Origin of the sequence: Pseudomonas sp. NPDC087690 (assembly GCF_044743175.1) — a bacterium.
Lineage (GTDB): Bacteria > Pseudomonadota > Gammaproteobacteria > Pseudomonadales > Pseudomonadaceae > Aquipseudomonas.
Map to the genome: position 1 here is coordinate 32,006 of NZ_JBIUVX010000025.1, position 17,387 is coordinate 49,392.

Consider the following 17,387-nt stretch of genomic DNA (forward strand, 5'->3'; position numbering starts at 1 on the left):
CGCCATGAATAGAACTCTCTACACCGCGCTGTTTTATCTGGGGCTGCCATTGGTGGCGATTCGGCTGTGGCTGCGGGCGCGCAAGGCGCCGGCGTACGCCAAGCGTATCGGCGAACGTTTCTCTTACGGGATGCCGGCGCTGCAACCGGGTGGCATCTGGGTACATGCGGTATCTGTTGGCGAGAGCATCGCCGCCGCGCCAATGATTCGCGCTTTGCTGCAGCGTTACCCACAACTGCCGATCACCGTGACCTGCATGACCCCGACCGGTTCGGAACGGATTCAGGCGTTGTTCGCCAACGAGCCGCGCATCCAGCATTGCTACCTGCCGTATGACTTGCCATGTGCAGCGGCGCGCTTTCTGGATCGCGCGCAACCGAAGCTTGCGGTGATCATGGAAACCGAGTTGTGGCCCAACCACATTCACCAGTGCGCCAAGCGCGGCATTCCGGTGGCGCTGGCCAACGGGCGTTTGTCCGAGCGCTCCGCCAGAGGCTATGGCCGTTTCAGCAAACTCACCGCGCCGATGCTTGCCGAGATGAGCCTGTTCGCCGTGCAGACCGAAGCCGAAGCCCAGCGTTTCCGCGATCTCGGCGCGCGTCCGGAAACAGTCGATGTCACCGGTTCGATCAAATTCGACCTGACCATCGACCCGCAATTACTGCAGCGCGCCGCTGATTTGCGCGGCCAATGGCAAGCGCAAGAGCGCCCAGTGTGGATCGCCGCCAGCACTCACGAAGGCGAAGACGAGGTGGTACTCAATGCCCATCGTCGCTTGCTGGCCAATCACCCGGACGCGCTGCTGATTCTGGTGCCGCGTCATCCCGAGCGTTTCAATTCGGTGTTCGAGCTGTGCCAGCGCGAAGGCTTCGCCACGGTGCGGCGTTCGACCGGGGTCGATGTCGATGCGCAAACGTCAGTGCTGCTCGGCGACACCATGGGCGAATTGCTGTTTCTCTACGCACTGGCGGACAGCGCGTTTGTTGGCGGCAGCCTGGTGGCGAACGGCGGGCACAATCTGCTGGAGCCGGCAGCACTGGCGAAACCAGTGATCTGCGGCCCGCACTTGTTCAACTTCCTCGACATTGCGGCGCAGCTGCGTGAAGCCGGGGCGTTGGCGGAAGTGGATGATGCCGAAGGGTTGGCGGTGGAGGTGCAGCGACTGTTCGAGCTGCCGCGTGATGCACAGCGCATGGCCGAGGCCGGGCTGGCAGTGATGCGCCGTAATCAGGGCGCGTTGCAGCGGTTGCTGGATGGCTTGGGCCGACTGATCAAATAAAGCAAAAAGATCGTCCGATCGCGGCCCGAGCCTGCGGCAGCTCCTACATTGGAATGCATTTTCCTGTAGGAGCTGCCGCAGGCTCGGGCCGCGATCGGACGATCTTTTGCTTTTTAAGGGCGGGCCTTGAGCTGCGCTTCGGCTGCCTTGGCCAGATCCGGCGGGAGGAAATCCTTGTCCGGGTTGTAGTCGGCCTTCAGATAACGCCGCAGATCTTCCAGATCCCCCGGATTCAACGTCCCCGCTGCCTGTTTCAAGCGCAGGTTGTCGAGAATGTAGTCGTAACGCGTGTTGTTGTAGTTGCGCACCGAGGTGTACAGCTGACGTTGCGCATCGAGCACGTCAACGATATTGCGCGTACCCACCTGATAACCGATTTCCGTGGCTTCCACCGCGCTTTGGTTGGAAATGATTGATTGCTTGCGCGCCTGGACCTGCTCGACGTCGGTGTTCACCGCGCGATGCAGGTTGCGGGTGTTCTCGACGATCTGCCGACGCAGGGATTCGCGCTGCTGCTCGCTCTGATCCAGTTGCGCGTAAGACTGGCGCACCTGCGAACTGGTCAGCCCGCCGCTGTAGATCGGGATGTTCAGTTGCAAGCCGACCGTGCTCTGTTCGACGTTGCCACCGTAAGGCGCGCCGAATGAATTCGGGTTGCCGAAGCCAAGGGCGTCGTTGTCACCTTTTTCGTATTTGGCCACGGCGTCGAGGGTCGGCAAGTGGCCGGCCTTGCGCTGCTTCAGGGTTTGCTCGGCCGAGCTGACGGCAAAATTGCTCGCCAGCAGATTGAGGTTCTGTTTCGCTGCGGTATCGACCCAGGCCTTGGCGTCATTCGGCGCCGGCGGCAGGATCGGCAGTGAATGGACGATGCCTTGAATCGAGTTGTACTGACGGTTGGTCAGGGTGATCAGCGCTTCAAACGCATCATCGACCTGACGCTGGGCGACGATACGGTTGGCGCGTGCGGTGTCGTAACTGGCTTGCGATTGCAGGACGTCGGTCTTGTCCGACAGACCGACATCGAAGCGCTCGTTGGACTGATCGAGCTGGCGCTTGAACGCGGCTTCTTCAGCCTTGGTCGAGGCCAGGTTGTCCTGGCTGCGCAGCACGTTGAAATAGCTTTCGGCCGATTGCAGGATCAGATTCTGCTCGGTCGCCGACAGTTGCAGTGCCGCTTGCTCATTGACGTCCTTGGCCGCTTGGTACTGGAACCAGCGATCGGCGCGGAACAACGGTTGCGCAAGGGTCGCCTGATACGAGTGCGCGCTGCGATTGGCAATGGCCGAGGGCTGATCGATCGAGGTGCGCACGTTGGCGGTCTCGGCACCGCCGGAAAGATTCGGCAGCAACCCGGCGCGGGCCTGCGGCACCACTTCTTTCTGCGCGCCGTACTGGGCGCGCGCAGCGGCCAGATCGGCATTGTTGTCGACCGCTTCCTGATAGACGCTGACCAGATCGGTTTTGGTCGACAAGGGCGCTTCTGCTGCCCAGGCCATTGCGTTGGACGCACAAGACACGGCAACAGCCAGTGAGAGTTTGCGCAGCATGAGGCGATCCCTAGCATTAATATTATGGAAGTAATCCGGGCGCCAAAGGTACGGCGCAGGCCCCGCAGCGTCAAGGCGTGGCGGGGCAAGGCGAGTGTAGTTGCGCAATCGGTTCACAACAATCGGCCAAGCCCCTGTATTTGCGCCATTCATCATGGTGATTGCTGCGGTGTTGGCGTTCTTTGCCAGTTGTGTCTAGACTGGCCGGGTTCTTGTCGGGGTGCCTTGCTATGAGGCTGAGATCGAATAATTTCGGATCCCGTTGAACCTGATCAGGTTAGCGCCTGCGTAGGGAACAAGATTTCTCGTCACCCGGCGAGTCCTCTTGTGCTTCGTCCGGGAAATTGTTCGACAATCGAACGCTCGACGACGATGCACAGCACCGGTCCTGGTGCGTCCGTGCCTTTCAGGTTCTGCTCCGACAATCCACTGCCTGGATGCTGTCTGGAGAGCCCGTGATGACTACAAAATCAAAAAACGCGATCAACCTGAGTGACTCGGCCAAGGTCGACGAACAATCGGTCAAGCCGTTCACCCGTTCGCAAAAAGTCTACGTTCAGGGCTCGCGCCCGGACATCCGCGTACCGATGCGCGAAATCACCCTCGATGTGACCCCGACCGACTTCGGCGGCGAAATCAACGCGCCAGTCACCGTCTACGATACCTCGGGCCCGTACACCGATCCGAACGTGGTGATCGATGTGCGCAAAGGCTTGGGCGACGTGCGTTCGGCGTGGATCGATGACCGTGGCGACACCGAGCGCCTGGCAGGCCTGAGCTCCAACTTCGGCCAACAGCGTCTGGCCGATGCCGAGCTGACCAAGCTGCGTTTCGCCCACGTCAACAACCCGCGCCGCGCCAAGGCCGGTGCCAACGTCAGCCAGATGCATTACGCCCGTAAAGGCATCATCACCGCCGAGATGGAATACGTCGCCATCCGCGAAAACATGAAGCTGCAAGAGGCCCGCGCCGCCGGCCTGTTGACGCAGCAACACGCCGGCCACAGCTTTGGCGCAAGCATCCCGAAAGAAATCACTGCCGAATTCGTCCGCGAAGAAATCGCCCGTGGTCGCGCGATCATTCCGGCCAACATCAACCACGTTGAACTGGAACCGATGATCATTGGCCGTAACTTCCTGGTGAAGATCAACGGCAACATCGGCAACAGCGCGCTGGGTTCTTCGATCGAAGAAGAAGTGGCGAAACTGACTTGGGGCATTCGCTGGGGTTCGGACACCGTGATGGACTTGTCCACCGGTAAACACATCCACGAAACCCGCGAATGGATCATCCGCAACTCGCCAGTGCCGATCGGTACCGTGCCGATCTATCAGGCGCTGGAAAAAGTGAACGGCGTCGCCGAAGACCTGACCTGGGAGCTGTTTCGCGACACGCTGATCGAGCAGGCGGAGCAGGGCGTCGACTACTTCACCATCCACGCCGGCGTGTTGCTGCGCTACGTGCCGTTGACCGCCAAGCGCGTGACCGGCAGCGTTTCCCGTGGCGGCTCGATCATGGCCAAGTGGTGCCTGGCGCACCACAAAGAGAACGTCCTCTACACCCACTACGACGAAATCTGCGAAATCATGAAGGCCTACGACGTCAGCTTCTCGCTGGGCGATGGTCTGCGTCCGGGCTCGATTGCCGATGCCAACGATGAAGCGCAGTTCGGTGAACTGGAGACCCTCGGCGAGCTGACCAAGATTGCCTGGAAGCACGACGTGCAGTGCATGATCGAAGGCCCGGGCCACGTGCCGATGCAGTTGATCAAAGAGAACATGGACAAGCAGCTGGAGTGCTGCGACGAGGCGCCGTTCTACACCCTCGGCCCGCTGACCACCGACATCGCGCCGGGCTATGACCACATCACCTCGGGTATCGGTGCGGCGATGATCGGCTGGTTCGGTTGCGCGATGCTTTGCTACGTGACGCCGAAGGAACACTTGGGCCTGCCGAACAAGGATGACGTGAAGACCGGGATCATCACCTACAAGATCGCGGCGCATGCGGCGGACTTGGCCAAAGGGCATCCGGGCGCGCAGATTCGCGACAACGCCTTGAGCAAGGCGCGTTTCGAGTTCCGTTGGGAAGACCAGTTCAACCTCGGTCTCGACCCCGACACCGCCCGTTCGTATCACGATGAAACCCTGCCGAAGGATTCGGCCAAGGTCGCGCATTTCTGTTCGATGTGCGGGCCGAAATTCTGCTCGATGAAGATCACCCAGGAAGTCCGCGAGTACGCGGCCAACCAGCGCATCGATGCGGTCGACGTGGACGTTGCCCAAGGCCTGGCGGAACAGGCCGAGCGGTTCAAGAAGGAAGGCAGTCAGCTGTACAAGAAAGTTTGACCCCGTACTGATCGTTCCCACGCTCCGCGTGGGAATGCAGCCCGTGACGCTCCGCGTCACTGGACGCAGAGCGTCCCTAGAGGCATTCCCACGCAGAGCGTGGGAACGATCACAACACAACAAAAATGTCCCTCTGAGATAACACCCTTGAGCATTCAACCCAGCACTTATTCCCCCGACCTCGCCGTGCCCGCCGACAAGCGTGTGTTCGGCGGTCGTGATCTGTTTTCCCTGTGGTTTTCCCTCGGCATCGGCCTGATGGTTTTGCAGACCGGTGCATTGCTCGCGCCAGGCTTGGGCCTGTCCGGTTCGCTGCTGGCGATTTTCCTCGGCACGCTGGTCGGCGTGCTGCTGTTGGCCGCCGTCGGCGTGATCGGCAGCGATACCGGTCTGTCTTCGATGGCCGCGCTGAAACTCAGCCTCGGCAGCAAAGGCGCGAGCCTGCCGGCGCTGCTCAACTTGCTGCAACTGATCGGTTGGGGCTCGTTCGAAATCATCGTCATGCGCGACGCTGCGAGCCTGCTCGGCACCCGCGCGTTCAGCGAAGGTTCGCTGTGGTCGAACCCAGTGTTGTGGACGTTGTTTTTCGGCGCCCTCGCGACGTTGCTGGCGGTCAGCGGGCCGCTGACTTTCGTCCGGCAGATTCTACGCAAGTGGGGCATCTGGTTGCTGCTGGCAGCGTGCATCTGGCTGACCTGGAACCTGTTTGCCAAAGCCGATCTGGCCGATCTCTGGTCGCGTGCCGGTGACGGTTCGATGCCGTTCGCCGTGGGCTTCGACATTGCTATCGCGATGCCGCTGTCGTGGCTGCCGCTGATCGCCGACTACTCGCGTTTCGGCAAGCGTGCGAAGAATGTTTTCGGCGGTACCGCCGTCGGTTTCTTCATCGGCAACTTCTGGCTGATGAGCCTCGGCGTCGCCTACACCCTGGCCTTCGCGCCAAGCGGTGAAGTCAACGCGCTGTTGCTGGCACTGGCCGGGGCTGGGCTGGGCATTCCGTTGCTACTGATTCTGTTGGACGAGTCGGAAAACGCCTTCGCCGACATTCACTCGGCAGCGGTTTCGAGCGGGATTCTGTTGCGCCTGAAAGTCGAGCATCTGGCCTTGGCCATAGGCGTGATCTGCACGCTGATCGCCCTGCTGGCGCCGTTGGCGCAGTACCAGAATTTCCTGCTGCTGATCGGCTCGGTGTTTGCGCCGCTGTTCGGCGTGGTGCTGGTCGATCACTTCATCCTGCGCAAGCGCAGTGCTCAGGTCGCGTCAGCCGCGTTGCGCTGGCCGGCGTTGTTGGCGTGGCTGGGTGGCGTGAGCACCTACCATTTGCTGGCGAATCTGTATCCGGATGTCGGCGCAACCCTGCCGGCGCTGGTGCTGGCAGGGCTGTTGCAGCTAGTACTCGGTCGGGCCTTCAGTTACGGCCGGGAAACAGCTCGGGCTTGAGAATGCCGTTCAGACGCGGATAAGGAATCTTCAGTTCGACGTGGCCCAGCGCGTAAGGCGCGATGGTGGTCACGTCGTACTTGAGGATCACGCCGCCATAGGTCAGCGCCACGTTCGGGGTTTTCACGAACGGCCAGTTCGCCACGAACTCCGGCTCCTGATCGAGCTTGGTGCTGATCAACCAGCTGTTGTGCGCCACCTGCGCCGCTTTCCAGAATGCGTCTTCCTGACCTGGCAGCAACATGTCGGACAGGTTCAGCACCTTGTGCTGCTGGCGCGAATAGTTGATGAAACCGCGACCCGGTGTGCCATGCGCGCCGCCGGTGTCGAGGTAGCTCGACACCTCGATGATCACCAAGCCGTCATGCTGTTCGCGTACTTTTGCTTGCAGGTAGCTGCTGTTGCGCGGGCCGGCGCTGGCCAGAAACTGCTCGCGATAGGCCGCCAGGGTGGGCGCCACCGGCGCGTTTTTCTCGGTGCGGGTCATTTGCAGCAGACGTTTTTCGATGATGCCGTCCAGCGCAGGTTCGGCCGGGAAGCGCAGGGTGTCGATGTTCACCAGTGGGCAGTCAGGGTTGGAACAACCGGGTTTCAGTTGTTCCGACGCATCGCGGGTGGTTTCCAGCGGCGTGCGGTAGTTGGGCTGGAACAGGCTGGCGCACGCGCCCAGGGTCAGGGCGATGGCGGCCACGGAGGCAATTTTGAAAAGCGACATGGGCGTCCTTTCGAAAGCAAGGGAAGGCAAAAAGTTACCGCTTCGACTCTCCACGAAGCAGTCAGTTCGCCACTAAGCTAATTAGAGTGCGTTTCGCCGCCACCGTCCATCCCGCTGACGGTAAAGGGGCTGCATCAAACCGTGCGGGCGCGTTAGGATGGCGCGAAGTCGAGGTTGCCAGTCACACACAGCAACCTCGTAATGGATCTGCAGTAAAGAGGATGCTCATGACTGATTTTGCCAACGCCATTCCGACCGCCGTCGATATCGTGCGGCGCGAAAAATGCTACGAGGGCTTTTACAAGCTCGACCGTGTTCACCTGCGCCATGAATTGTTCGCCGGTGGCATGAGCCGCGAAATCAACCGTGAAATATTTGTCCGCCACGATGCCGTGTGCATGCTGCCGTACGATCCGCAGCGCGACGAAGTGGTGTTGATCGAGCAGTTTCGCATCGGCGCCATGGGCAAGACCGACAATCCGTGGCTGGTCGAGCTGGTCGCTGGTCTGATCGACAAGGATGAACAACCGGAAGAAGTTGCTCACCGCGAGGCGCAGGAGGAAGCTGGGCTGGACATCAAGGCCCTGTGGCCGATGACCAAGTATTTCCCGTCGCCGGGCGGTAGCAACGAATTCGTGCACTTGTACCTGGGGCGTTGCAGCACCGAAGGCGTTGGCGGCCTGCATGGTCTGGAAGAAGAGGCAGAAGATATCCGCGTCACGGTCTGGGCCTTTGAAGATGCCTTGCAGGCCGTCCGTGACGGACGCATTGCCAATGCGGCGAGCATCATCGCCTTGCAGTGGCTGGCGCTGAACCGCGCCGAAGTGAGGGGGTTATGGTCGTAAACAAGTTGCGCGATCGCTATCGAGTCGACCTCGCGGGGCTGCAAGCCGCCTGCGAGGCCAACTACGCGCGTCTGATGCGACTGGTTCCGGACATGCGCAACGAGCCCGAGGCGCGGCGCATCGCCGTGACTCAAGGCGAGCAGATGCTCGGCGTGCTGGCCCTCGAAGTGCTGCAAACCTGCCCATACACCACGACGTTGCAAGTGCGCCAGGAACACAGCCTGCCGTGGTTGCCGGTGCCGCAACTGGAAGTGCAGGTCTATCACGACGCACGCATGGCCGAAGTGGTCAGCGCCGAACATGCACGACGCTTTCGCGGCATCTATCCTTATCCGAACGCGGCCATGCATCAACCGGATGAAAAGGCCCAGCTCAATCTGTTCCTGGGGGAATGGCTGAGTCATTGCCTGGCGTTGGGGCATGAGTACGAAGTCGTACGCTAGTTGTGAACTGCGTCCGGTTCGACGGTTTCCTCTTTTACTGATCCCCCAGCATAATTGCGGCACTCGATCGATTCCGTGCTTTTGCCTTGGGAGAACGCCTTGCCGAGCGTATCCACGTTGACCACCGCCGATCCGGCGTTGCTGGTGCAGTTGTCCGACAGCCATTTGTTCGCTGACGCGGACGGTACGCTGCTGGGCATGAATACCCGCGAGAGCCTGCAAAAAGTCATTGAGCTGGTACTGGGGCAGCAGCCGCAGATCGACCTGGTTCTGGCCACCGGGGATATCTCGCAGGACGGCACGCTGGAGTCGTACCAGCAGTTTCGTCAGATGAGCACGCAGATCGATGCGCCGGCGCGGTGGATTCCCGGTAATCACGACGAACCGATGATAATGGCCCAGGCCGCCGTGCAGAGCACGCTGCTGGAGCCGGTGGTCGATATCGGCAACTGGCGGGTGACGCTGCTGGATTCGGCAGTGCCGGGCTCGGTGCCGGGGTATCTGCAGGACGATCAACTGCAACTACTCGCGCGCTCTTTGAGCGAAGCGCCGGAACGCCATCATCTGGTGTGCTTTCACCATCATCCGGTGCCGATCGGGTGTGCGTGGGCAGAGCCTATCGGCCTGCGCAATCCAGACGCGTTTTTCGAAGTGCTGGATCGTTTTCCACAGGCTCGTGCGGTGTTGTGGGGGCATGTGCATCAGGCGTTTGATCGCGAGCGCAACGGCGTGCGCCTGATGGCATCGCCGTCGACCTGCATTCAGTTCGAGCCGGGCAGTGAGGACTTCAAGGTCGGCGAGCAGGCGCCGGGGTATCGCTGGTTGCGGTTGTTACCGGATGGTCGCTTGGAAACCGGCGTCGAACGCGTCAGCGGTTTTGCCTTCACGGTTGATTACGGTTCCAACGGCTACTGATCGAATCAAAAGCCCCTCACCCCAGCCCTCTCCCGGAGGGAGAGGGGGCCGACCGAGGTGTCTTTCGCTATCCATCGACCTGAAGCAGCGTTGTCGATTATGGATTCACAGCAAGGCGTTCAGGTCGATGTAGTTCGTAAATATCCCCCATTCGGTCCCCTCTCCCTCCGGGAGAGGGCTAGGGTGAGGGCCGCTCCTGCTGAATGACCAATTTCTCGAAACCACCCCCCAATCCAATCTTCTCTCCCTGTAAACTCCGCAAACCCAAACCGACACTCAGGGAGCTCAAATGTCCGGTTCGATCCTCTATATCCACGGTTTCAACAGCGCCCCGGCCTCGAAAAAGGCCTGTCAGCTGGTAACGGTGATGGAGCAACTGGGTTTGAGCGAGCAACTGCGTGTTCCGGCCCTGCATCACCATCCGCGCGAAGCCATCGGTCAGTTGGAGCGAGCAATCGCCGAGCTGGGCAGCCCGCTGCTGGTGGGAAGCTCCCTCGGCGGCTACTATGCGACTCACCTGGCCGAGCGCCATGGTCTGAAAGCCCTGCTGGTCAACCCGGCGGTCAGCCCGCACCGGATGTTCGACGGCTATCTGGGCACGCAGAAAAACCTGTATACCGATGAAACCTGGGAATTGACCCACGACCACGTCACGGCCCTGGCCGAACTGGAAGTGCCTGCGCCGCAGGATGGCCAGCGCTATCAGGTATGGTTGCAGACTGGCGATGAAACACTGGATTATCGCCTCGCCCAGCAGTATTACCGCGCCTGTGCCTTGCGCATTCAGGCCGGCGGCGACCACAGTTTTCAGGGTTTTGCCGGGCAATTGCCGGCGCTGCTGAGTTTTGCCGGCATTGGCGCCGATGTGTATTCGGCAATCGATTTCACCGCACTGTGAAGTCTTGCCCCTATTTCATGAATGACTGACGACGAGACCCTATGGCCACTCCCAGCGCTAGCTCTTATAACGCCGACGCCATCGAAGTCCTCTCGGGCCTCGACCCGGTGCGCAAACGCCCCGGCATGTACACCGACACCAGTCGGCCGAACCACCTCGCCCAGGAAGTCATCGACAACAGCGTCGACGAAGCCTTGGCCGGCCACGCCAAATCGGTGCAGGTCATCCTGCACGCCGACCACTCGCTGGAAGTCAGCGACGACGGCCGTGGCATGCCGGTCGACATCCATCCGGAAGAGGGTGTGTCGGGCGTCGAACTGATCCTCACCAAACTCCATGCGGGCGGCAAGTTTTCCAACAAGAACTACCAGTTCTCTGGCGGTCTGCACGGTGTGGGTATTTCCGTGGTCAACGCCTTGTCGACCGAAGTCCGCGTACGTGTAAAACGTGATGGCAACGAATACCAGATGACTTTCGCCGATGGCTACAAGGCCACCGAGCTGGAAATCGTCGGTACTGTCGGCAAGCGCAACACCGGTACCAGCGTGTACTTCGCGCCGGACCCGAAATACTTCGATTCACCAAAATTCTCCATCAGCCGCCTCAAGCACGTGCTCAAGGCCAAGGCTGTGCTGTGCCCGGGGCTGCTGGTCAGCTTCGAAGACAAAGGCACCGGCGAGAAAGTCGAATGGCATTACGAAGACGGCCTGCGCTCCTATCTGGTCGATGCCGTCAGCGAATTCGAACGCCTGCCGAACGAGCCGTTCTGCGGCGCTTTCGCCGGTAACAAAGAGGCGGTCGACTGGGCGCTGCTGTGGTTGCCGGAAGGTGGCGATGCGGTACAGGAAAGCTACGTCAACCTGATCCCGACGGCGCAGGGCGGTACCCACGTCAACGGTTTGCGTCAGGGCTTGCTCGATGCCATGCGCGAATTCTGCGAATTCCGCAGCTTGCTGCCGCGCGGCGTGAAGCTGGCGCCGGAAGACGTCTGGGAGCGCATCGCGTTCGTCCTGTCGATGAAAATGCAGGAGCCGCAATTTTCCGGCCAGACCAAAGAACGTCTGTCGTCGCGTGAAGCGGCGGCGTTCGTCTCCGGTGTGGTCAAGGACGCCTTCAGCCTGTGGCTCAACGCCAACCCGGAAACCGGTCTGGCGCTGGCTGAACTGGCGATCAACAACGCCGGCCGCCGCCTCAAGGCGAGCAAGAAAGTCGAGCGTAAGCGCGTCACCCAGGGCCCGGCGTTGCCGGGCAAACTGGCGGATTGCGCCGGGCAGGACCCGATGCGTTCCGAGCTGTTCCTGGTCGAAGGTGATTCCGCCGGCGGTTCCGCCAAGCAAGCGCGGGACAAGGAGTTCCAGGCGATCCTGCCGTTGCGCGGCAAGATTCTCAACACCTGGGAAGTCGACGGCAGCGAAGTGCTCGCCAGCCAGGAAGTGCACAACATCGCCGTGGCCATCGGTGTCGATCCGGGCGCGGCGGACATGAGCCAGCTGCGCTACGGCAAGATCTGCATCCTCGCCGACGCCGACTCCGACGGTCTGCACATTGCGACATTGCTCTGCGCCTTGTTCGTCCAGCATTTCCGCCCGCTGGTGGATGCCGGTCACGTCTACGTCGCCATGCCGCCGCTGTACCGCATCGACCTGGGCAAAGAGATCTACTACGCCCTCGACGAAGCCGAGCGCGATGGCATTCTCGACCGCCTGGTCGCCGAGAAGAAACGCGGTAAGCCGCAAGTCACCCGATTCAAGGGGCTGGGTGAAATGAACCCGCCGCAGCTGCGCGAAACCACCATGGACCCGAACACTCGGCGTCTGGTGCAATTGACGCTGGGCGAAGACTACGCACAAACCTCGGAAATGATGGACATGCTGCTGGCGAAGAAACGCGCCGGCGACCGCAAGACCTGGCTCGAATCCAAAGGCAACCTCGCCGAGGTGCTGACCTGATGCAGTTTGGCTGGGCCTTGGCGGGAGCCTTGCTGCTGAGTTCAATGAGCGTGTCGGCCGAGCCGATACAGGAATTGCGCCTGCTCGCCGAGCATCCGGTCGACGGCATGCGCGGCGGCAACCTGTCGGGGCTGGCGTTGTGCGGCAATGAGTTGTGGACGGTGTCTGATCGCGATGACGATCAGATTTACCGTCTCGATACCCGCGATCAGGTCTGGCAGGCCGAAACCGTGCACATCGACGTCCCGCCGGTGCCTGAAAGCGGCTTGCCGTGGGGCCTCAGCTCGCGTACCTGGGCGGCGTCGTTTATCCGTGGTGGCGAGCTGGACTTCGAAGGCATCACCTGCGACAGCGCCGGCAACCGCTACATCGTCAGCGAGGCGCATGCAGCCGTGTTGCAAGTGCCACCTCAAGGCCCGGCGTCGTGGCTGAAAATCTCGCCGATGCTGGTGAAAGAAGCCCGGGCCAGTGGCATGTTGCTGCACTTCAATGCGTTGTTCGAGGGCTTGGCGATCAATCCGGCGGGCGATCAGTTGTGGTTGGCGGCCGAGCGCGAGCGTCGCGGCCTGCTGAAGATCAAGCGCCAGCAAACGGTCTGGGATTGCGACGGTGCTTGCGTGCTGCTCAGCGAAGCCGGGGTCGAAATGCAGCCGTCGCAGTTTCCCAAGGCGCGCGCCGTGACTCGCGATTTTGCTGACCTGTCGCTGTTCAATGGCAAGCTGTTTACCCTTGAGCGTAATGCCTTTCAGATCTGCCGCCGCGATGCAGTAACCGCTAAGGTCGAGCAATGCTGGTCGTACGCCGAAGACGCTTTGCAGCCGCAACGCCGCTATTCCCAGGCCTATGGCCTGGCGGAAGCGCTGGTGGTGGATGCGCAGGGCGCATGGATCGGCCTCGACAATAATGACGGCGTCCGTGCCGACGGCGAAAAACGTCCGATCGTCTGGCGTTTCGCCGCACCTGACGGTGGCTGGAGCGCCAAGCCGTGAGCCAGCAACCGCCGGGCAAGCGCGCCGGTCGCGTGCTGATGATTCTGGCGTGGTGCGCGGCGCTGTTTCTGGCTACGCGGTTCTTTGGCCAGTGGGAGCAGCGTCAGCAGAATCCGAATGTGGTGGTCAGTTCGCAGCAAGGCGAAGGTTTTATCGAAGTGAAACTGGCGGGCAACGCCCAAGGGCATTTTGTCGCCAGCGGTCAGATCAACGGCGAACCGGTCGAGTTCATGCTCGACACCGGCGCAACCGATGTGGCGATCCCGGCGGATCTGGCCAAGCGATTGAAGCTGGAAGAAGGTTTCGGTGTGACCCTGAGCACGGCCAATGGCCTGAGCCAGGGCTACCGGACAAAAATTGCCCGCCTGCAACTGGGCGACATCGTGCTGCGGGATGTTCGCGCACTGGTGGCGCCGGGGCTGCATGGCGATCAGGTGCTGCTTGGCATGAGCGCCCTGAACAAACTTGAATTTACTCAGCGCGGTGGCACCATGCTGCTGCGCCAGACAACGAACCGATGAGGCCTGCATGAGCAACCCCCTTGATCTCAGCCTGGACGGTGTAGAACGCCGCTCGCTGGCCGACTTCACCGAAAGTGCCTACCTCAACTACTCCATGTACGTGATCATGGACCGTGCTCTGCCGCATATCGGCGACGGCCTGAAACCGGTACAGCGTCGCATCATTTATGCGATGAGCGAGTTGGGGCTGGACGCCGATTCCAAGCACAAGAAATCGGCGCGTACCGTCGGTGACGTGCTCGGTAAATTCCACCCGCACGGCGACTCGGCGTGCTACGAAGCGATGGTGCTGATGGCCCAGCCGTTCAGCTATCGCTACACGCTGGTCGACGGTCAGGGTAACTGGGGTGCGCCGGACGATCCGAAGTCCTTCGCCGCCATGCGTTACACCGAAGCGCGTTTGTCGCGTTATTCCGAAGTGCTGCTCAGCGAGCTGGGTCAAGGCACTGCCGATTGGGGCCCGAACTTCGACGGCACCCTGCAGGAACCGCTGGTGTTGCCGGCGCGTCTGCCGAACATTCTGCTCAACGGCACCACCGGCATCGCCGTGGGCATGGCCACCGACGTGCCGCCGCATAACCTGCGTGAAGTGGCGACCGCTTGCGTGCGTTTGCTCGATGAGCCGAAAGCCACGGTCGAGCAGCTCTGCGAGCACATTCAGGGCCCGGACTATCCGACCGAAGCGGAAATCATCACGCCGCGCGCCGACCTGCTGAAAATGTACGAAACCGGCAAGGGCTCGGTGCGCATGCGTGCCGTGTACCACGTCGAGGACGGCGACATCATCGTCACCGCGCTGCCGCACCAGGTCTCCGGTGCGAAAGTGCTGGAGCAGATCGCCGCGCTGATGCAGGCGAAACCGTCGAAAGCCCCGCAGATCGCTGATCTGCGCGATGAATCCGACCACGAAAACCCGTGCCGCATCGTGATCATTCCGGTCAACAGCCGCGTTGATCACGACGCGCTGATGCAGCACCTGTTCGCCAGCACCGAGCTGGAGTCGACCTACCGGGTCAACGTCAACATCATCGGTCTGGACGGCAAGCCACAGCTGAAAAACCTCCGCGCCTTGCTGGTTGAATGGCTGGAATTCCGCGTGCAGACCGTGCGTCGCCGCCTGCAATTCCGCCTCGACAAGGTCGAGCGTCGTCTGCACCTGTTGGACGGTTTGTTGATCGCTTACCTCAACCTGGATGAAGTGATCCACATCATTCGTACCGAGGAACACCCGAAAGCCAAGCTGATCGAGCGTTTCGCCCTCAGCGAGATTCAGGCCGACTACATCCTCGACACCCGTCTGCGTCAGTTGGCGCGACTGGAAGAGATGAAGCTGCGCGACGAGCAGGACGAACTGCTTAAAGAACAAGCCAAGCTGCAAGCGCTGCTGGGCAGCGAAGCCAAGCTGAAGAAGCTGGTGCGCACCGAACTGCTGAAAGACGCCGAAACCTATGGCGATGATCGCCGTTCGCCGATCGTCGAACGTACCGAAGCGAAAGCGCTGACCGAGCACGATCTGCTGCCGAACGAGAAAGTTACCGTCGTGCTGTCGGAAAAGGGCTGGATCCGTTCGGCCAAGGGCCACGACATCGACGCAACCGGCCTGTCGTACAAGGCTGGCGACGGCTTCAAAACTTCGGCGGCGGGGCGTTCCAACCAGTCTGCCGTGGTGATTGACTCCACTGGCCGCAGCTATTCGGTCGCCGCGCACACGTTACCGTCGGCCCGTGGCCAGGGCGAACCGTTGACCGGTCGTCTGACGCCACCGCCGGGTGCGACGTTTGAATGCGTGCTGATGCCGGAAGACGATGCGTTGTACGTGATCGCGTCCGACGCCGGTTACGGTTTCGTCGTCAAAGGTGAAGACCTGCAAGCCAAGAACAAGGCCGGCAAGGCTTTGTTGAGTCTGCCGAACAACGCCAAGGTGATTGCGCCGCGTCCGGTGGCTGATCGCGAGCAGAACTGGCTGGCCTCGGTGACGACCGAAGGTCGCCTGCTGATCTTCAAAATCAGCGATCTGCCACAATTAGGGAAGGGCAAAGGCAACAAGATCATCGGTATTTCCGGTGAGCGGGTGGCCAGTCGCGAAGAATATGTTACGGACATCGCCGTCATTCCGGAAGGCGCCACCCTGGTGCTGCAGGCCGGAAAACGGACCCTGTCGCTGAAGGTTGAAGACCTCGAACACTACAAAGGTGAGCGCGGTCGACGTGGTAACAAGCTTCCGCGTGGCTTCCAACGGGTCGATGCGCTGCTCGTCGAAAACCTCAATTAGGCGTCCTAGAGGCGTCGATCCACGATTTAACGCGTAGATCGACGCTTTGGCGCTGGAGTCGGAACGCATATTCACGGATGATATGCCCTTTCCAAGCGCCGGCGTGGCCGAGCGTTCTTCATATTTATTGAGTATTTTCACTGTGGTCAGCCTTGTGGCGGCCACCTGGACGGGATGATGACTGCTCTGCGCCCCCTTATTTTTCTGCTCGCCGGCGTTTTGGGCCTGGCGGGTTGCAGCGTTCACCAGCCGGTGTCGCTGTATCAACTGGACAGCGGAAGTCCGGTTCAGCCTGCGCAAAGCGCAGGCATGGCGGTTTTGTTAGGGCCGGTGGTCTTGGCCGACTACCTGCAACGTGAAACATTGCTGCAACGTCAGCCGGACGGCAGTCTGCAGGCGGCGACCGACGGTCGTTGGGCCGGTAGTCTTTCGTCGGATATTGACCAGCTGTTGATGCGTCAGGTTGCAGGTCATCTCGACAGCCAGCGTGTGGTGCTGGCACCGGCCACCAGTGGGTTTACCCCGGATGTGCAGGTGTTGCTGACCATCACGCGTCTGGACTCCGGCGAGAAACAACCGGCGATCCTTGATGCGCAATGGCGATTGATCGATCGTCGTGGTCAGGTGCGCGATAACCGTATCGTCCATCTGCAAGAGCTGCATGCCGGCAGCACGGCTTCGCAGGTGCAGGCGCAGGGCATTTTGCTGCAGCGTCTGGCCGAGCAATTGTCCGTGGCACTCAAGCCACTGGCCAATCAGCCTCCGGTGGCCGAGGCACCGCGTAAATCGGCACCAAAACCGGCCGCGCCGGCGGCGGAAGCCGAGAAGCAGCCGAAGATTCCGATGGCTTCGCCGATTCGTACGGATATGGAAGTGTTCCGCTTCTAACGCCGGATCGAATCAAACAGAGCCCGCCTTGTGCGGGCTTTGTTGTGTCTGGGGTTCTGCGTGAAAGATCAAAAGCCCCTCACCCCAGCCCTCTCCCCGAGGGAGAGGGAGCTGACCGAGGTGTCTGGCGCTATGCATCGACCTGAAAGAGCTTGGCGATTATGGATTCCGTAGGGCAGGGGCAGGTCGGTGTGGCTCTGGAATATCCCCGGGTCAGTCCCCTCTTCCGGAAGGAAAGGGGACTGACCGAGGTGTCTGGCGCTATGCATCGACCTGAAAGAGCTTGGCGATTATGGATTCCGTAGGGCAGGGGCAGGTCGGTGTGGCTCTGGAATATC

14 protein-coding genes and 1 riboswitch are annotated in these 17,387 nt (G+C 61.0%); of the genes, 12 read left to right on the forward strand and 2 right to left on the reverse strand.

Features of this window, described 5'->3' with window-relative positions:
• Positions 1–4: 4 nt before the first annotated feature.
• Positions 5–1,279 (forward strand): lipid IV(A) 3-deoxy-D-manno-octulosonic acid transferase, encoded by a 1,275-nt coding sequence (gene waaA / locus ACIPIZ_RS20495; protein ID WP_064387805.1) that lies wholly within the window; start codon positions 5–7, stop codon positions 1,277–1,279.
• A gap of 113 nt (positions 1,280–1,392) precedes the next feature.
• Here waaA and ACIPIZ_RS20500 read toward each other — a convergent pair whose 3' ends face one another.
• A complete protein-coding gene (locus tag ACIPIZ_RS20500) occupies positions 1,393–2,826 on the reverse strand; it encodes a TolC family outer membrane protein (RefSeq protein WP_064387806.1) in 1,434 nt (477 codons plus the stop codon).
• Positions 2,827–3,032: 206 nt separating this feature from the next.
• A riboswitch (TPP riboswitch) is annotated at positions 3,033–3,138 on the forward strand.
• Between the two features lie 146 nt (positions 3,139–3,284).
• Here ACIPIZ_RS20500 and thiC point away from each other — a divergent pair.
• Entirely contained in the window at positions 3,285–5,174 is a 1,890-nt protein-coding gene (thiC, locus tag ACIPIZ_RS20505) for a phosphomethylpyrimidine synthase ThiC (RefSeq protein ID WP_401167067.1), read from the forward strand.
• Positions 5,175–5,321: 147 nt separating this feature from the next.
• On the forward strand, positions 5,322–6,614 hold the full coding sequence (cytX, locus tag ACIPIZ_RS20510) for a putative hydroxymethylpyrimidine transporter CytX (protein WP_008079251.1): 1,293 nt from the start codon (positions 5,322–5,324) through the stop codon (positions 6,612–6,614).
• Here cytX and ACIPIZ_RS20515 read toward each other — a convergent pair.
• Entirely contained in the window at positions 6,583–7,329 is a 747-nt protein-coding gene (locus ACIPIZ_RS20515) for an RsiV family protein (protein ID WP_064387809.1), read from the reverse strand. The two genes, cytX and ACIPIZ_RS20515, sit on opposite strands and share 32 nt — an antisense overlap.
• 227 nt (positions 7,330–7,556) lie before the next feature.
• Here ACIPIZ_RS20515 and ACIPIZ_RS20520 point away from each other — a divergent pair, with 227 nt between their 5' ends.
• The 9 genes from ACIPIZ_RS20520 to ACIPIZ_RS20560 all read left to right on the forward strand — a co-directional run bounded on the left by ACIPIZ_RS20520 (position 7,557) and on the right by ACIPIZ_RS20560 (position 17,049).
• Positions 7,557–8,174 carry an NUDIX domain-containing protein gene (locus tag ACIPIZ_RS20520; protein WP_064387810.1) on the forward strand — a complete coding sequence of 206 codons (618 nt, stop codon included), beginning with the start codon at positions 7,557–7,559 and terminating at the stop codon, positions 8,172–8,174.
• On the forward strand, positions 8,165–8,617 hold the full coding sequence (locus ACIPIZ_RS20525; protein WP_064117171.1) for a DUF1249 domain-containing protein: 453 nt from the start codon (positions 8,165–8,167) through the stop codon (positions 8,615–8,617). The genes ACIPIZ_RS20520 and ACIPIZ_RS20525 overlap by 10 nt, the downstream gene beginning before the upstream one ends.
• A gap of 99 nt (positions 8,618–8,716) precedes the next feature.
• Positions 8,717–9,532, forward strand: a complete 816-nt coding sequence (gene cpdA / locus ACIPIZ_RS20530; RefSeq protein WP_064387811.1) for a 3',5'-cyclic-AMP phosphodiesterase — start codon at positions 8,717–8,719, stop codon at positions 9,530–9,532.
• Between the two features lie 289 nt (positions 9,533–9,821).
• A complete protein-coding gene (locus ACIPIZ_RS20535) occupies positions 9,822–10,430 on the forward strand; it encodes a YqiA/YcfP family alpha/beta fold hydrolase (RefSeq protein ID WP_064388584.1) in 609 nt (202 codons plus the stop codon).
• 41 nt (positions 10,431–10,471) lie between these two features.
• A complete protein-coding gene (gene parE, locus ACIPIZ_RS20540; RefSeq protein WP_105705912.1) occupies positions 10,472–12,379 on the forward strand; it encodes a DNA topoisomerase IV subunit B in 1,908 nt (635 codons plus the stop codon).
• A complete protein-coding gene (locus ACIPIZ_RS20545; RefSeq protein ID WP_064388586.1) occupies positions 12,379–13,368 on the forward strand; it encodes an esterase-like activity of phytase family protein in 990 nt (329 codons plus the stop codon). Before parE ends, ACIPIZ_RS20545 begins: the two co-directional genes overlap by 1 nt.
• Positions 13,365–13,889, forward strand: a complete 525-nt coding sequence (locus tag ACIPIZ_RS20550) for a TIGR02281 family clan AA aspartic protease (protein WP_064388588.1) — start codon at positions 13,365–13,367, stop codon at positions 13,887–13,889. The genes ACIPIZ_RS20545 and ACIPIZ_RS20550 overlap by 4 nt, the downstream gene beginning before the upstream one ends.
• A gap of 7 nt (positions 13,890–13,896) precedes the next feature.
• On the forward strand, positions 13,897–16,161 hold the full coding sequence (parC, locus tag ACIPIZ_RS20555) for a DNA topoisomerase IV subunit A (RefSeq protein WP_401167075.1): 2,265 nt from the start codon (positions 13,897–13,899) through the stop codon (positions 16,159–16,161).
• Positions 16,162–16,338: 177 nt separating this feature from the next.
• Positions 16,339–17,049 carry a membrane integrity-associated transporter subunit PqiC gene (locus tag ACIPIZ_RS20560; RefSeq protein ID WP_122661076.1) on the forward strand — a complete coding sequence of 237 codons (711 nt, stop codon included), beginning with the start codon at positions 16,339–16,341 and terminating at the stop codon, positions 17,047–17,049.
• Positions 17,050–17,387 lie beyond the last annotated feature (338 nt).

Coding starts and splice junctions, on each gene's coding strand:
- waaA (WP_064387805.1), top strand. CDS start 5: ATGAATAGAACTCTCTACACCGCGCTGTTTTATCTGGGGCTGCCATTG.
- ACIPIZ_RS20500 (WP_064387806.1), bottom strand. CDS start 2,826: ATGCTGCGCAAACTCTCACTGGCTGTTGCCGTGTCTTGTGCGTCCAAC.
- thiC (WP_401167067.1), top strand. CDS start 3,285: ATGACTACAAAATCAAAAAACGCGATCAACCTGAGTGACTCGGCCAAG.
- ACIPIZ_RS20515 (WP_064387809.1), bottom strand. CDS start 7,329: ATGTCGCTTTTCAAAATTGCCTCCGTGGCCGCCATCGCCCTGACCCTG.
- ACIPIZ_RS20520 (WP_064387810.1), top strand. CDS start 7,557: ATGACTGATTTTGCCAACGCCATTCCGACCGCCGTCGATATCGTGCGG.
- ACIPIZ_RS20525 (WP_064117171.1), top strand. CDS start 8,165: ATGGTCGTAAACAAGTTGCGCGATCGCTATCGAGTCGACCTCGCGGGG.
- ACIPIZ_RS20535 (WP_064388584.1), top strand. CDS start 9,822: ATGTCCGGTTCGATCCTCTATATCCACGGTTTCAACAGCGCCCCGGCC.
- parE (WP_105705912.1), top strand. CDS start 10,472: ATGGCCACTCCCAGCGCTAGCTCTTATAACGCCGACGCCATCGAAGTC.
- ACIPIZ_RS20545 (WP_064388586.1), top strand. CDS start 12,379: ATGCAGTTTGGCTGGGCCTTGGCGGGAGCCTTGCTGCTGAGTTCAATG.
- parC (WP_401167075.1), top strand. CDS start 13,897: ATGAGCAACCCCCTTGATCTCAGCCTGGACGGTGTAGAACGCCGCTCG.
- ACIPIZ_RS20560 (WP_122661076.1), top strand. CDS start 16,339: ATGACTGCTCTGCGCCCCCTTATTTTTCTGCTCGCCGGCGTTTTGGGC.